13 protein-coding genes are annotated in these 14,607 nt (G+C 51.0%); 8 read left to right on the top strand and 5 right to left on the bottom strand.

Annotation, left to right across the window (positions count from 1 at the left end; translation table 11 throughout):
• The first annotated feature begins 61 nt into the window (after positions 1-61).
• On the top strand, positions 62-325 hold the full coding sequence (locus ACFQ1C_RS05325) for a hypothetical protein (protein ID WP_379557522.1): 264 nt from the start codon (positions 62-64) through the stop codon (positions 323-325).
• Positions 326-397: 72 nt separating this feature from the next.
• Complete coding sequence (locus ACFQ1C_RS05320; RefSeq protein WP_379557520.1) at positions 398-1,855, top strand: catalase; 1,458 nt, start codon at positions 398-400, stop codon at positions 1,853-1,855.
• Positions 1,856-1,930: 75 nt separating this feature from the next.
• On the opposite strand, the gene ACFQ1C_RS05315 is transcribed toward ACFQ1C_RS05320, so the two are convergent.
• Positions 1,931-2,608 carry a class I SAM-dependent methyltransferase gene (locus ACFQ1C_RS05315; RefSeq protein WP_379557518.1) on the bottom strand — a complete coding sequence of 226 codons (678 nt, stop codon included), beginning with the start codon at positions 2,606-2,608 and terminating at the stop codon, positions 1,931-1,933.
• Positions 2,609-2,951: 343 nt separating this feature from the next.
• Positions 2,952-3,869, bottom strand: a complete 918-nt coding sequence (locus ACFQ1C_RS05310) for a LysR family transcriptional regulator (protein WP_379557516.1) — start codon at positions 3,867-3,869, stop codon at positions 2,952-2,954.
• Positions 3,870-3,973: 104 nt separating this feature from the next.
• On the opposite strand from ACFQ1C_RS05310, the gene ACFQ1C_RS05305 reads away from it, so the two are divergent.
• From ACFQ1C_RS05305 to ACFQ1C_RS05280, 6 genes are all read left to right on the top strand, one after another.
• Entirely contained in the window at positions 3,974-5,119 is a 1,146-nt protein-coding gene (locus ACFQ1C_RS05305) for a CaiB/BaiF CoA transferase family protein (RefSeq protein ID WP_379557514.1), read from the top strand.
• Between the two features lie 152 nt (positions 5,120-5,271).
• Complete coding sequence (locus tag ACFQ1C_RS05300) at positions 5,272-6,411, top strand: acyl-CoA dehydrogenase family protein (RefSeq protein ID WP_379557512.1); 1,140 nt, start codon at positions 5,272-5,274, stop codon at positions 6,409-6,411.
• A gap of 58 nt (positions 6,412-6,469) precedes the next feature.
• Positions 6,470-7,219, top strand: coding sequence for an electron transfer flavoprotein subunit beta/FixA family protein (locus ACFQ1C_RS05295; protein WP_379557510.1), 750 nt, complete (start codon positions 6,470-6,472; stop codon positions 7,217-7,219).
• Positions 7,219-8,166 carry an electron transfer flavoprotein subunit alpha/FixB family protein gene (locus ACFQ1C_RS05290; protein WP_379557508.1) on the top strand — a complete coding sequence of 316 codons (948 nt, stop codon included), beginning with the start codon at positions 7,219-7,221 and terminating at the stop codon, positions 8,164-8,166. The genes ACFQ1C_RS05295 and ACFQ1C_RS05290 overlap by 1 nt, the downstream gene beginning before the upstream one ends.
• Before the next feature lie 151 nt (positions 8,167-8,317).
• Entirely contained in the window at positions 8,318-9,664 is a 1,347-nt protein-coding gene (locus ACFQ1C_RS05285; protein ID WP_379557506.1) for a YjiH family protein, read from the top strand.
• Positions 9,665-9,733: 69 nt separating this feature from the next.
• Positions 9,734-11,395, top strand: a complete 1,662-nt coding sequence (locus ACFQ1C_RS05280) for an electron transfer flavoprotein-ubiquinone oxidoreductase (RefSeq protein ID WP_379557629.1) — start codon at positions 9,734-9,736, stop codon at positions 11,393-11,395.
• Between the two features lie 70 nt (positions 11,396-11,465).
• On the opposite strand, the gene dxs is transcribed toward ACFQ1C_RS05280, so the two are convergent.
• The 3 genes from dxs to xseB are packed head-to-tail and all read right to left on the bottom strand — an operon-like array spanning position 11,466 to position 14,498.
• Positions 11,466-13,334: a 1-deoxy-D-xylulose-5-phosphate synthase gene (gene dxs / locus ACFQ1C_RS05275; RefSeq protein ID WP_379557504.1), complete on the bottom strand. Its 1,869-nt coding sequence runs from the start codon at positions 13,332-13,334 to the stop codon at positions 11,466-11,468.
• A 21-nt stretch (positions 13,335-13,355) separates the two neighbouring features.
• On the bottom strand, positions 13,356-14,246 hold the full coding sequence (ispA, locus tag ACFQ1C_RS05270; protein ID WP_379557502.1) for a (2E,6E)-farnesyl diphosphate synthase: 891 nt from the start codon (positions 14,244-14,246) through the stop codon (positions 13,356-13,358).
• Positions 14,247-14,498, bottom strand: coding sequence for an exodeoxyribonuclease VII small subunit (gene xseB, locus ACFQ1C_RS05265; RefSeq protein ID WP_379557500.1), 252 nt, complete (start codon positions 14,496-14,498; stop codon positions 14,247-14,249).
• Positions 14,499-14,607 lie beyond the last annotated feature (109 nt).

Genomic DNA, 14,607 nt, shown 5'->3' with positions numbered 1-14,607 from the left:
ACTTAGTCACAACTCAGTTCTGTGCACAGATCCAGCTGAGTGGCGTGTTGTTGGAGGAAGTATGAATAAAGCGGTTATCTTTGGTATGTTTACAGCTCTGCTTGGCTTAATGTGGATGATATCTGTGCTGGTGGCGGGCTCAAATGCTTCTGTTATTGAGTTACCTTACGAAGCTTTTCAAGGACTGGCCTTTTTCTTTGTTTGGGGGCTTGGTTTCCCCATAGTGCTTGGAATTGCGGTGGCGGGGTTATGTATAGCTGCCGTGCTGCTGTTTGGTTTTACCGTTGGGTATCAGTTATGGTGTTGGGTGTTCTACAATCATTAACTCGTGGCCTTGTTGTGCGAGGTGTTGCGTGGGTTAGCCGAGATTCATCATTTATCAATAAGGAAACTTTTCATGAGTGATAAAAAGAAACTAACGACGAATGCCGGGTGCCCGGTAGCACACAATCAGAACGTGATGACGGCCGGACCACGTGGTCCACAGTTATTACAGGACGTGTGGTTTTTAGAAAAAATGGCCCATTTTGATCGTGAAGTGATCCCTGAGCGGCGCATGCATGCCAAGGGATCCGGAGCCTATGGTACCTTTACCGTGACTCACGATATTACCCAATACACCCGAGCGAAAATATTCTCGGAAGTTGGTAAGAAAACAGATTTGTTGGCCCGATTCTCCACCGTAGCCGGTGAGCGCGGTGCCGCCGATGCCGAGCGCGATATTCGTGGCTTTTCCTTGAAATTTTATACCGAGGAGGGCAACTGGGACTTAGTCGGTAATAATACGCCGGTGTTTTTTCTGCGAGACCCACTGAAGTTTCCCGATCTTAATCACGCGGTTAAGCGTGACCCACGCACCAACATGCGTAGTGCCAAGAATAACTGGGACTTTTGGACCTCACTGCCCGAGGCCTTACATCAGGTAACGATTGTGATGAGCGATCGTGGCATTCCAGCAAGCTATCGTCACATGCATGGCTTTGGAAGTCATACCTTCAGCTTTATTAATGCTCAAAATGAGCGCTATTGGGTGAAGTTTCACTTCAAATGCCAACAGGGTATTAAGAACCTGACCGACGGCGAAGCGGAAGCGGTGATCGGAAAAGACCGCGAAAGTCACCAAGCTGATTTGTATGACAGTCTAGAAAAGGGGGACTTTCCCAAGTGGACGCTGTGTGTGCAAGTAATGCCCGAGCAAGACGCCACCACCGTACCTTACCACCCCTTCGATCTCACCAAAGTCTGGCCCCATAAAGACTATCCGTTAATCGAAGTTGGCGTACTGGAGTTGAACCGAAATCCGCAGAACTATTTTGCAGAAATTGAGCAGGCGGCTTTTAATCCGGCCAGCATAGTACCCGGTATTGGTTTTTCACCGGACAAGATGCTGCAGGGGCGGTTGTTCTCTTACGGTGATGCCCAGCGTTATCGTCTAGGGGTTAATCATCACCTAATCCCAGTTAATGCCGCTCGCTGCCCGGTGCACAGCTATCATCGTGACGGTGCTATGCGTGTGGATGATAATCACGGTAGCACCCTGGCTTATGAGCCGAACAGTTATGGTGAATGGCAAGAGCAACCGGACTTTAGCGAGCCACCACTGGAGTTGTCCGGGGCGGCGGCGCACTGGGATCATCGAGAAGACACCGACTACTACTCTCAGCCCGGTGCTTTATTTCGTTTGATGACAGCGGCACAGCAGCAGGTGTTATTTGATAACACGGCTCGTGCCATTGCCGATGCGCCTCGAGAAATCAAGATCCGCCATATCGGTAATTGTCTTAAAGCCGACTCGGCATATGGAGCGGGCATTGCTAAGGCACTGGCTATCCCGTTAAGTGACGTGCCCGAGTAAAAACGGCAGTTCATACCGAGTTTGCATTAGTGACCCCTAGCGAAGCCACTTGGCTTCGCTATCATGCAGGCACTTTTACGTTGTTAGTTCGTTTATCAAACTGCGTGAAAAGGTAAGAATGTGGCCTTTAAAGGGCTGTTCTAGGTAATCGGTCTGCTCGGGTTTGATGTGACAGCTGGCAAAGCCAAACTCGATCATTTTAGTGCTGATCTTATTTTTTCTGCCACGGCCGGGGTCAACCAGTATCACTTCGCATTGTGGGCTGGCGTGGCGTTCAATAAAGCCCGCGAGCATGTCTATATGCTGGTCTTCGTATAATAAGTCACTGCCAATAATTACATCAAAAAGGCCTAAGGTGCTGTGCTCGTTAGCCCAATCGACCCGTTTAAAGGTAATATTTTTATTGTTATTGAGCAGGGTGTTTGTATTAAGAAAGTCTTCTACTTTGGGGTGGTAATCAGTAGCGGTAATATCAGCACCTCGCTGATTAAGCACTATGCTCGTCAAACCAATGCCACAGCCTACTTCAAGAATACGTTTTTCTGCAATATCGTAATTTAGCATATGGTTAGCTAACACTTGGCTGGATGGCCATATCACACCGAACAGTGACCAAGAGGCAGAACAGATGCCAAGCTCTTCAGCGACTCCTTCAGGGTCGCTAAATTCCTGTTTATCACGCAGAGTACACAAATGAATATCTTTATTGCCAATCTCAATCGTTTGATAACGTACGCGCAAGGGCGAAGTCATAATAAGTCCCGAATAGAAAGCAAAATTGCTAAAATCGGCATGAGTTGCCTAGATCAAAAAATAAAATTAAAAACAAGATTGGGTGACTTGGCTACAGTATGCCGCATTTTTCGGTAACTTATCATCATTTAGTAGGAGTTAGAGTTTTGTGCTTTTTGTAGATGTGTTTATCTGGTGTGCGGCAGGTTTTAAAGTCGTATCCAGCGGATAGTGGGGTGATGATTGTGGTAATAAGTATTAAGCAAGCGAAAGCCCAGAAATTTTGTAACTAACAAAATTCGAATAAAGCAGTATTTTACCGATTTAAACACAATTACCCCACACATAGCGAATGGGACAGGTATTACTGACTCGGCTCTGTAGGATAATCTTCTTCGGCAAACATCATTTTGATTTCATCCATTACCGCTTCGGCCACTTGAGTTGGTGAAAAGTGGTGGGAGTGAGCCATCACTAGCTTTTGTGGCGTTAGCTCATTCGAAATGGGTCGACAAACCAAAGAGGAACCGTCATAGGTCAGCCGCGAGGCAGGACGAGTGATCAACACTGACACACCCAAACCATGAGCCACCATACCGCGTGCTATCTCCAGTGAGGTGGTTTTGTAGGTGATATTGGGTTGTAAATGATATTGCCAGAAAGGGGACATCAAAAATTCCCGGCTGGAGGGTAGATCAATCTGGATCAGGTCTTCCTGCGCTAATTCTTCGAGGGTAACGCTATTTTGTTGTGCCAACGGGTGTTCCGGCGGTAGGGCCGCATAAAACAGGCACTCCTTTAGCAGATATACCTGGGGGCGCCCTGTCATGCCCAGATCATAGGTCAGGGCCAGTTCGACCTGACCGGTATCGAGCATGCGGTTGACTACGCTGAGATCGCCTTCGCGTAACTGGATTTCGACCTTGGGCAGCTTATTTCTCAGGCGTCGAATCAACTTGGGTATATAGAAAGGGCCCAGCGTTGTGAAGTACCCGATGGTGATCTGGCCGTGAAGCTGCTCGCCCGCATCTTGAGGCTCCCTGAACGCGTCCGCCTTGGATAACAGGGCGCGTGCTTCTTCCAGTTTTCCGCGTCCGAAAGGCGTGATAGAAAGCCCTTTAGGGGGATTACGGATAAATAATTCGGTCCCTAGTTCTGTTTCCAGAGTACGTACGATAAGTGATACAGCTGGTTGTGACAGATGCAAGCTACGAGCTGCAGAAGAGGTACTGCCGTACTCGGCAACTGCGATAAAAATCTTGAGTTGGTGAAGCGTAATCACTATCAGAAAACCATATAGTTAATATTTGTAACTACTATTTTACACGATGGTTACAGGGTGACAAACTTATTCCAACACTAAAGGATGAATGAGAGAGCCCTATCATGGAACTGAATAATAAGCGCCTCCCCCTTGAGGGGATCAAGATAGTTGACCTGACTCGGGTTTTATCCGGCCCTTTCTGTACAGCCTTGTTATCTGACCTGGGCGCCGACATCATCAAGGTAGAGCCGCCAGCGGGAGATGAGTATCGTCATGTAGGCCCCTTTAAAGAGGGGGAAAGCGCTCTGTTCACCCTGATGAATCGCAATAAGAAAGGGGTGGTGGCGGATCTTAAAAACAGTAGTCACTTGGCCCGAGTACTGGAGCTGGCGAGTGATGCCGATGTCTTTGTTGAAAATTTCAAACCCGGTGTGGCCGAGCGTCTTGGTGTGGGATACGAGGCAGTCAAGGCGGTTAACCCAGATATTATCTATGCCAGCATTTCCGGCTTTGGTCAGAGCGGCGAGAACAGTCAGCTACCGGCCTATGATCTGGTGGTACAGGCGATGTCTGGCATGATGGCGATCACCGGTGAGAAGGATGGTGAACCGACTAAAGTCGGCGAATCCATTGCCGATCTGGTGGCGGGGCTCTATGCCTCCTGGGCCATACTGGCAGCCCTGTTCGATCGGCAGCGTAGCGGTGAGGGAGTTCATTTGGATATTGCAATGTTGGACTGTTTGTTCTCGTTGATGCCGACTCCGGTAGCACAGTGGATGTTCGGTGGTGAAGCCCCGGGACGAGTCGGCAACCGGCACCCGTTGTCTACACCGTTTGGCTCTTTCTCTGCCCAGAATGGACAGGTGATTATCGCTGTGCTGAACAACCGCCAGTTTACCGCCCTCTGCGGCGCAATGGATCAGCCGACTATCGCCGAAGATTCTCGTTTTTGCTCCGATGAAGAACGTACCCGCCATGAACCAGAACTACGGGATTTGATAGAAACTTGGCTTGCCAGACACAGCGTCGAGTCAGCCATCGACATTCTGGCTGCAGCCGGGATCCCTTCGTCACCCGTACTGGGTATGGGTGAAGCTCTGACGAATGCTCGTCATGGTGAACGTCAATTATTGCCGACCCAGCACCATCCACGCCTCGGTGATATCCCTATGATGGCTCAGCCTGTTCGGGCAAGTAGCTGGAAAACATCAGCTCCTCAGACGGCACCGACCTTAGGTGAGCACAATGACGAACTGTTTGATCAATAGCGTCTAAATCTTAGCTCTAGGCCCAGAAATAAAAAATACCCATATTGCACTAGCCGATTTCGACAGGTAGGGACAGTCGCGTCCCCAAAACATCTAATGTCGTGAATAACCAGATTTTTTAACCGGGATCGGCACAGCGAGGAGAGATTAATATGAATATTACTGTTACCGAAGATGATTTGATGTTGTCCGATGCACTGCAGCGTTTTTGCCAGGAGGTGATAGCACCAGCCGCAGCTGAAATAGACGAAAACAGCCTGTCGGCAACCTGTCACCTGCCGGCACTGTCCGAAATAGGCATCATGGGGATGAACCTGCCAGAAGCCTATGGCGGCACCGGTGTATCTGCCGTTTCTCTTTATCTGGCTGTCGAACACCTGGCAGCGGCCTGCGGCTCTACCGCCTCTATGGTGACGGCACACTTTTTAGCCTGTGACTCGATCCTGCTCGGTGGTACCGAAGCGCAGAAACAAGCCTGGTTGCCTGATGCAGCAGTAGGTCGCAAGCTCGGTGGCTTTGCGCTGACTGAGCCCAGCGCGGGCTCTAATCCGGCCGCCATGCGTACCGTTGCGGAAAAAACCGAGCATGGCTACCGCATTAGCGGCGTCAAACACTTTATCTCCAATGCTGCAGAAGCAGACTTCTTGGTGGTTTACGCCAAAACCGATAAGAGCGCCGGTCACCGTGGCATCAGCGCTTTTATCGTTGATCGTCACTCGGCCGGAGTCGAAGTTAGCTCTCCCGAACGTACCATGGGTCTGAAGGGGGGCCACGTTTTTGAAGTGGCACTGGACTGTGAGGTGCCCACCGAAAATCTGCTGGGCGGAGAAGAGGGTAAGGGGTTCCGTACTGCCATGAATGTGCTGGACAACGGCCGAGTTGAAATCGCCGCCAGCTGCACCGGTATTGCTCGCGCCGCCTATCAAGCAGCCCTGTTCTGGGCCAAAACCCGTGAGGTGAACGATCACCCCATTGCCGAGTTTCAGGGGCTGCAATGGATGATCGCCGATATGGCGACCGATTTGGAAGCAGCACGCATGTTTGGCCTGAAAGCGGCCACCAAGCGTGAGCTGGGAGAACGGTTTTCGCAGGAGTCGGCAATGGCGAAACTCTACGCGTCCGAAGCGGCTGGGCGCATTACCGACAAGGCGTTGCAGATCCATGGTGGCTATGGTTACACCCGTGAAATGCCGCTAGAGCGCTATGTTCGCGATGTGCGCATTATGCGTATCTATGAAGGCTCATCCGAAGTTCAGCGCAATATTATCGCTCGTACTGTGCTGCAAGACTGATATCAGGCAGGTTGTCGGTTGGCAGCCTGTCTCCCGTTAATAAACGGAGGTTTTTGACATGAAAATTCTGGTTCCCGTTAAACGAGTTATTGATTATAACGTCAAGGTTCGCGTCAAGGCGGATCACAGCGATGTAGATCTGAGTAACGTCAAGATGGCGCTTAATCCGTTCTGCGAAATTGCCGTCGAGGAAGCGATTCGGCTGAAAGAAGCCGGCACGGCTACCGAAGTGGTGGTCGTGTCCATTGGACCGAAAGCCGTACAGGAGCAGATTCGTGCGGCGCTGGCATTGGGTGCCGATAGAGGTATTCATATTGAAGCTGAGAGCGGGTCCGAACCTTTGTCGGTAGCCAAATTGTTAGCCAAGGTAGTGGCAGAAGAGCAACCGGATCTGGTGCTGCTGGGTAAACAGGCTATTGATGCCGATAACAATCAAACCGGACAGATGTTGGCTGCGCTCACTGGTATGGGGCAGGGTACGTTTGCCTCCGCAGTAAAAGTTGAAGGCGATGAAATCCTGGTCACCCGGGAAGTCGACGGCGGCCTGCAGACTATCGGCCTGAAGTTGCCCGCGGTCATCACCACGGATTTGCGTCTCAACGAGCCGCGTTATGCTTCGTTGCCGAACATCATGAAGGCGAAGAGAAAGCCGTTGGAGGTCAAAACCCCAGCAGAGCTTGGTGTGGAGCTGCGCGTTCATACCCAGCTGCTGAAGGTGGAGCCACCGGTCGCACGTAAGGGTGGGTGCAAGGTGGCTTCGGTTGCGGAGCTGGTCGACAAACTGAAAAATGAAGCGAAGGTGATCTGATGGCTATTCTGATTGTTGCGGAACATGATAATGGCAGCCTGAAATCGGCTACCTTGAATACGGTCTCGGCGGCAGCCCAAATAGGAGGCGATATAGACGTTTTGGTAGCCGGTGCCGGCTGTCAGGCTGTTGCCGAAGAAGCTGCCAGAGTTGCCGGCGTATCTCGAGTACTGTTGGCGGAAAATCAGGCATATGAGCATCAGTTGGCTGAAAACGTCGCCTTGCTGGTAGTGCACTTGGTGAGTAAAAATGGCAAGGAGTACCACCATGTATTAACGCCAGCCACCACGACCGGCAAAAACCTGCTACCACGCGTCGCGGCGCTGCTGGATGTAGGGCAGTTGTCCGATATTGTTGCGGTCGACAGTTTTGATACCTTCAAGCGACCTATTTATGCCGGTAATGCCGTCGCTACCGTCCAATCTCTGGATCCGATCAAGGTGATAACGGTGCGCGGCACTGCATTCGAGGCCATGGCCGCCACCGGCAGTGCAGCGGTGATTGACACTGTGGGGGTTGTTTTCGATGCTGGACTCTCCCGTTTTATCGATGAAATTGTATCTATCTCCGACCGTCCCGAGCTGACTGCGGCACGGATCGTTGTCTCCGGCGGTCGGGGTATGGGTAATAGCGAGAACTTTGCTTTGATTGAGCAGCTGGCCGACCGGCTGGATGCTGCCATTGGTGCCTCCCGTGCTGCTGTTGATGCCGGTTTCGTGCCGAACGACATGCAGGTTGGCCAGACCGGCAAGATCGTGGCTCCGGATCTCTATATTGCCGTCGGTATTTCAGGCGCAATCCAGCATCTAGCCGGTATCAAGGATTCCAAAGTGATAGTGGCAATCAACAAGGATGAAGATGCTCCGATATTTCAGATAGCAGATTACGGTCTGGTAGCTGATTTGTTTGAGGTACTGCCGCAGCTGAACGCTCAATTGGCGCAATGACGTTTGAGGTAACGAGTATCAGTAAGGTTTGCTGGGGAGTTGATTAAGGAAGTGTAGCCCTGAGTGAATGGTGTGCATTTGCTACTGCTATAGAAATCCCCAGTAGCCATGGTTGGAAATCTAACGCGTAATCAAATATGGAGATAGAGGGATGAATAACGCTGAAACAATACAGGGAAGGAGCAGTGGAGCCGTGAAGGCGCTGCTTGGCAGTATGATTGGTTTGCTGATTTTCTTTATTCCTTTCTCGGTCGATGCCGATAAATCGAATGTGCCGCTGGTGACCATCATTGGCGCCATCAAGGCATTTCTGGGCTCGAATCTAGAATACATCACACTGGGGCTTACGATACTGCTATGCATCACTTGGGTTGCCTCCAAGGTAACCAGTAATGCCGCATTGAAGCGCTATCACCGTAAGGACAATATTGTTGCCGGCTCGCTGTTCCTGCTAGGTGCTGTGTTTGCCGCCCTGATAGTGTTCAAGATAGGGCCCGACTGGTTTCTACACAAGGATGTTGGCGGCTTGGCGCTCTATCTCGGTGGCAGTGTGCTCCTGACGGTCATCATCGCCGGTTTCTTCGTGCTATTCCTCACCGAGTTCGGTTTCCTCGAGTTTGTCGGTACCCTGATGGAACCTCTGATGCGTCCGCTTTACCGACTGCCAGGCCGAGCTGCGGTGGATGCCGTGGCCTCTTTCGTTGCTGCACCTGCGGTTGGCATTTTTATCACTAACAAGCTTTACAAAAGCGGCCATTATACCCAACGCGAAGCGGCCAGTATTGCGACTAATTTTAGCATCTGTAGTCTGGGTTTTTTTGCCTTGCTGGCCTCAATCGGCGGCATCATGGATTACCTGCCGCACATGATTATCTCGTCTTTTATCATCAACTTTTTACTGGCCGCCGTGGTCACTCGCATACCGCCGTTGAATAACAAACAGGATATCTATTTTGACGGTCAGCCAGCACAGAAGACAACCGCAAGTACCGACCAACCAAGTGGCAATATATGGATGCGCGCCTGCAGTGCCGCCGCCGAACGAGCCTCGATGACAAGGCCCGATGTCTTCTATAAATATTTTTGGGAAGCAGCGACCTTTGCTCAGAAAATTGTCGCCTATATCTTGTCGATTGCGACCATAGCGCTGATCGTCGGCACTTATACGTCGGTATTTGATTATCTTGGCATGGTGTTTGAGCCCTTGCTCAATCTGCTAGCTTTGCCCGATGCGGACAAGATTGCCCCGACAGTATTACTCTCTATCGCCGAGATAGCCTTGCCTGCGATTATTATCGCAGGAGCTGATGTGGCACCCATGAGCGTGTTCTTTGTCTGCACCTTATCTACCATTCAAATTATTTTCTTTACCGAAAGCGCAAACGCCATGCTGGAGTCTGATATTCCGCTCACGGTGAAGGATCTGATTGTGATCTTCCTTATCAGAACAGTGTTGGCTATTCCTCTGGTGGCGCTGGCAACACACCTAGTGTTCTGAGTCTATTTTTGGTCTTAACGTTAGGAGGCTACATGGCAGTCTCCGTATTCACGTCATGTGGAGTTTATGATGATTAGAGAATCCATGACATTTGATGTCGTCATCGTCGGTGCGGGGCCGGCAGGTTTATCGGCGGCCTGCCGGCTGATGCAACAAGCTTGGGACGCCGAACAGGAGCTGACGGTCTGTGTGGTAGAGAAAGGTTCCGAAGTGGGCGCTCATATCCTCTCTGGCGCCGTCATCGAGCCGCGTGCTTTAAACGAGCTTTTCCCCAGTTGGAGAGAGCAGGGTGCTCCTTTAAAAACCGCGGTCACCGAAGACAGGATTTATCTGCTGAAAGACGCGTACAGCGCCCGCCGTATTCCTAATGCGCTGGTACCTAAGACGATGCATAACACCGACAATTACGTTGCTAGCCTCGGAAACTTGTGTCGCTGGTTAGGCGAACGTGCAGAAGAATTGGATGTCGAAATTTTTCCGGGCTTTGCGGCGTCCGAAGTGCTTTATCATGAAGATGGTTCTGTGAAGGGGATCGCCACCGGTGACATGGGCATCGCTCACGATGGTCAGCAGAAGGACAGCTACATGCCAGGCATGGAGCTACACGCTAAATACACATTGTTCACCGAAGGCTGTCGAGGTCATCTGGGTAAACAGCTGATTGAACACTTTGCACTAGATCAGGGCGCAGACCCGCAACACTACGGTCTCGGTATTAAGGAACTCTGGGATATCGACCCGGAAAAACACCAGCCTGGCCTAGTACTGCACGGCACCGGTTGGCCTTTATCAGATAAAGATCATGGGGATACCAATGGTGGTTTCTTCCTCTATCACGCCGAAGACAATCAGGTAGTGGTGGGGCTTATCATCGATCTTAACTACAGCAACCCATGGCTGAGCCCGTTTGACGAGCTCCAGCGAATGAAGCACCATCCACTGTTCAAGCAATATCTCGACGGTGGTAAGCGAGTTTCCTACGGCGCCCGTGCCATCGCCAAGGGCGGCTTTAACTCCCTTCCTAAGATGACTATGCCTGGGGCGCTGCTGCTGGGCTGCGATGCTGGTACCTTAAACTTCTCCAAGATCAAGGGAACTCATACAGCGATGAAGTCCGGCATGCTGGCGGCCGAGGCGGTGTTCGAAGCTCTCGGTACCGGTGACGAGGGCGGTAAGGACCTTACGTCCTTCATCGATAAGTTTAAGGATTCCTGGCTCTTTGATGAGCTGTTCCGCAGCCGTAACTTTGGCCCGGCGATACACAAGTTCGGCACACTGCTGGGTGGTGCCTTCAATGTCGTTGACCAGAATGTTTTCAATGGCAAGCTCCCGCTGACGTTGCATGATACCTTCAGTGATTACACTCAGTTGAAGCCAGCGTCCGAGTACAAGAAAATCGAGTACCCGAAGCCTGATGGCAAGATCAGCTTCGACAAGCTGTCATCGGTATTTTTGTCGAACACCAATCATGAAGAGGATCAGCCCAGTCATCTTCAGCTTAGGGATACCCGTATTCCGTTGTCGAAAAATCTGCCTATGTGGGCGGAGCCGGCACAACGTTACTGCCCAGCTGGCGTCTACGAAGTCATCGAAGAGGGGGAGGGGAAGCGCTTCCAGATTAATGCTCAGAACTGCGTACATTGTAAGACGTGCGATATTAAGGATCCTTCCCAGAACATCGTTTGGGTGGTACCAGAAGGTGGCGGTGGCCCCAACTACCCGAATATGTAAGTTGAAGATTAGGATTAAGGATGAGGGAATGGAGATAACTCTCCATTCCCTCAATTACCTGCTAACTAACCTAATATTCTTTAATTGAGCGCACTATGCCGTCGGCATCTAGGCCCAGCTTGGCTAAAATTTGTTGCTGGGTGCCTTGCTCAATAAATATATCAGGCAGGCCGAGGTTTAATACCGGCACCAGCTTCTTATTGCGCATTAAGCACTCATTTACCGCCGATCCGGCACCGCCCATAATGGCGTTTTCTTCGATAGTGACCAGTAGCTCGTGACCATCGAGCAGCGACAACAACAGTGCCTCATCTAACGGCTTCACAAAGCGCATGTCGACTAAGGTGGCGTCTAACTGCTCCGCGGCGGCTTGTGCTTCGGCCAACAAGGTACCGAAGTTGAGCAGGGCAATCTTGCTCTTACCTTCATTCGCTTGGCGAATAATGCGACCTTTGCCGATTTCGAGTGCGGTCATCTGCTCTTGGATCTCAGCACCCATACCGGTGCCGCGCGGATAACGCACTGCAGCAGGGCCGAGATGCTGATAACCGGTATACAGCATCTGTCGACACTCGTTTTCATCAGCCGGGGTCATGATCACCATATTGGGAATGATGCGCATAAAACTTAAGTCGTAAGCGCCCTGATGGGTAGGACCATCGGCACCTACTATGCCCGCGCGGTCGATAGCAAACAGCACGTCCAAATTTTGTAACGCTACATCGTGGATCAGCTGATCATAGCCGCGCTGCAAAAAAGTAGAGTAAATGGCCACTATCGGCTTTTTGCCTTCAATGGCCATGCCTGCCGCCAGCGTAATAGCATGTTGCTCGGCAATGGCTACGTCAAAATAGCGCTGAGGATATTCACGTGAAAACCGCACCAAGCCCGAGCCTTCACGCATGGCCGGCGTTATCGCCATTAGCTGCGGGCACGCCTTGGCCATGTCACACAGCCAGGCACCAAAAATACTGGAGTAGCTGGGGCTAGAAGGCGTGCTTTTGGGTAAGCTGCTTTCAGCGGGATCAAATTTTGGCACCCCATGATAGCCAATAGGGTCTTTTTCGGCGGGTAAGTAGCCTTTGCCTTTGCGGGTCATAATGTGCAAAAACTGGGGGCCCTTTAGCTTGCGCATATTGCGCAGCGTTTCCACCAAGGTATTAATGTCGTGGCCGTCGATGGGGCCAACGTAGTTAAAACCGAACTCTTCAAAGAGAGTGCCAGGAATAACCATACCTTTAAGATGTTCTTCGGTGCGCTTTGCCAGCTCTTTCAGTGGCGGCAGCATTTCTAACGCTTTTTTGCCGCCTTCACGCAAGCTGCTATATAGCGAACCCGACATAATGCGTGCCAGGTGATTATTAAGTGCGCCAACGTTTTCTGAAATTGACATCTCGTTATCATTTAAAATAACCAGCATGTCTTTATGAATATCACCGGCGTGATTAAGAGCTTCAAACGCCATGCCCGCAGTAATGGCACCATCACCGATAATGGCGGCCACTTTGCGGCCTTGCTGTTCTTGATCGGCGGCAATGGCCATACCTAACGCAGCACTAATGCTGGTGCTGGAATGGCCCACGCTAAGGGTGTCGTATTCGCTTTCTTCGCGCCAAGGAAAGGGGTGTAACCCTTCAAACTGGCGGATATCTGCCATCCGCTCGCGTCGACCAGTAAGAATTTTGTGTGGATAAGCCTGATGGCCTACATCCCACACTAAACGATCGAATGGCGTGTTATAGACGTAGTGCAAGGCTACGGTTAATTCGACCACACCTAGCCCAGAGGCTAGATGTCCACTGCTTTGGCTAACCGAGTGCAACAGATAGGATCTTAACTCTGAGCACAAAGCTGGCAACCTGTCTTGAGGCAGGCTGCGTAGCTCATCGGGGAGATTAGCCAGTGCCAAGGTCGGATAATCGGCAATATTCAGACTCATAAGCTTATTATTATGCTCGCTCTAAAAATCGCGTTTTACGATGTAGAGAGCGAATGCTTCCAGTGTTTGAGTAGGATAGGGGATATCAGCCAGCGCCGACAATGCCTGTTGCTGTAAGCTATCGGCAAGAGAGCGGGCACCATCAAGCCCGAGCAGAGCAGGGTAGGTACTTTTTTGCTGCTCTTGATCTTTGCCTTGAGTTTTGCCCAGCGTTTGGGTGTCGGCGGTAATATCCAGAATATCGTCCTGCACCTGAAATGCGAGCCCAATGGCGTCGGCATAACGGCTTAATGCAGTAAAATGTACTTCTTGCATATTGTTAGCACAAAGTGCGCCCAAGCGCACGGCAGCACGAATTAACGCGCCGGTTTTGTGACGATGCAGACTTTCTAGGGTGGCAGGATCTATGGCCTTGCCCTCCCATTGTATATCAAGCGCTTGGCCGCCACACATCCCCTGATAACCGCTGGCTTTAGCTAGCTCTTGCACCATGCGTAATTGTCGCTCGGCGCTTAAGCCGAGTGTAGGTTGGCTTAATAACTCGAAAGCCAACGCCTGCAGCGCATCGCCGGCTAAAATGGCGGTAGCTTCATCAAATGCGGTGTGTACCGTGGGCTGTCCTCGGCGCAAATCATCGTTGTCCATCGCGGGTAAGTCATCGTGGATCAACGAGTAAGCATGAATGCATTCTATGGCGGCGGCGGCGGCATCTAAGGCCGCATTATTGGGCTGGTCCAGCAAGTCGCCACTGGTGTATACCAGCATGGGGCGCACGCGCTTTCCGCCTTGCAGTAAGCCATATTCCATGGCGGCCTTGAGCGTGGGCGCCAATGAAGTGAGGTTATTAATGGCATCCGCCAATACGATAGCAATACGCTCATGATAATGCTGTTGCAGTTGAATGAAGCCCACTTAGCGTTCCTCTTGGCTCGATGCGAAAGGGGTGAGCTGTTCTTCATCCTGTTGCAGTAAAATATGAACTTGCTGCTCGGCCTGAGTCAGTCGATGTTGACCGGCGCGCACCAGCTGTACGCCTCGTTCAAACGACTTAAGTGACTGCTCTAAACTCAGATCACCCTCTTCTAGCTGGTTTACCAGATTTTCTAGTTCAGCGAGGGCGCTTTCAAAATCCATATTTTCAGGTTTTTTGGTAGCCACGGGCATCCTCTGTCATTAAGCGGCAAAATGATGGCCAATAGTATCATTGCCACCGTACATTTGGCGAAACTTATAGAATGCGAAGCAAGCGGGTGATTAAAAGAGTTTAAGGATT

The sequence above is a fragment of the Oceanisphaera ostreae genome, assembly GCF_042676125.1.
Classification (GTDB): Bacteria; Pseudomonadota; Gammaproteobacteria; order Enterobacterales; family Aeromonadaceae; genus Oceanimonas; species Oceanimonas ostreae.
This window is presented reverse-complemented; position numbering and strand designations above follow the sequence as displayed.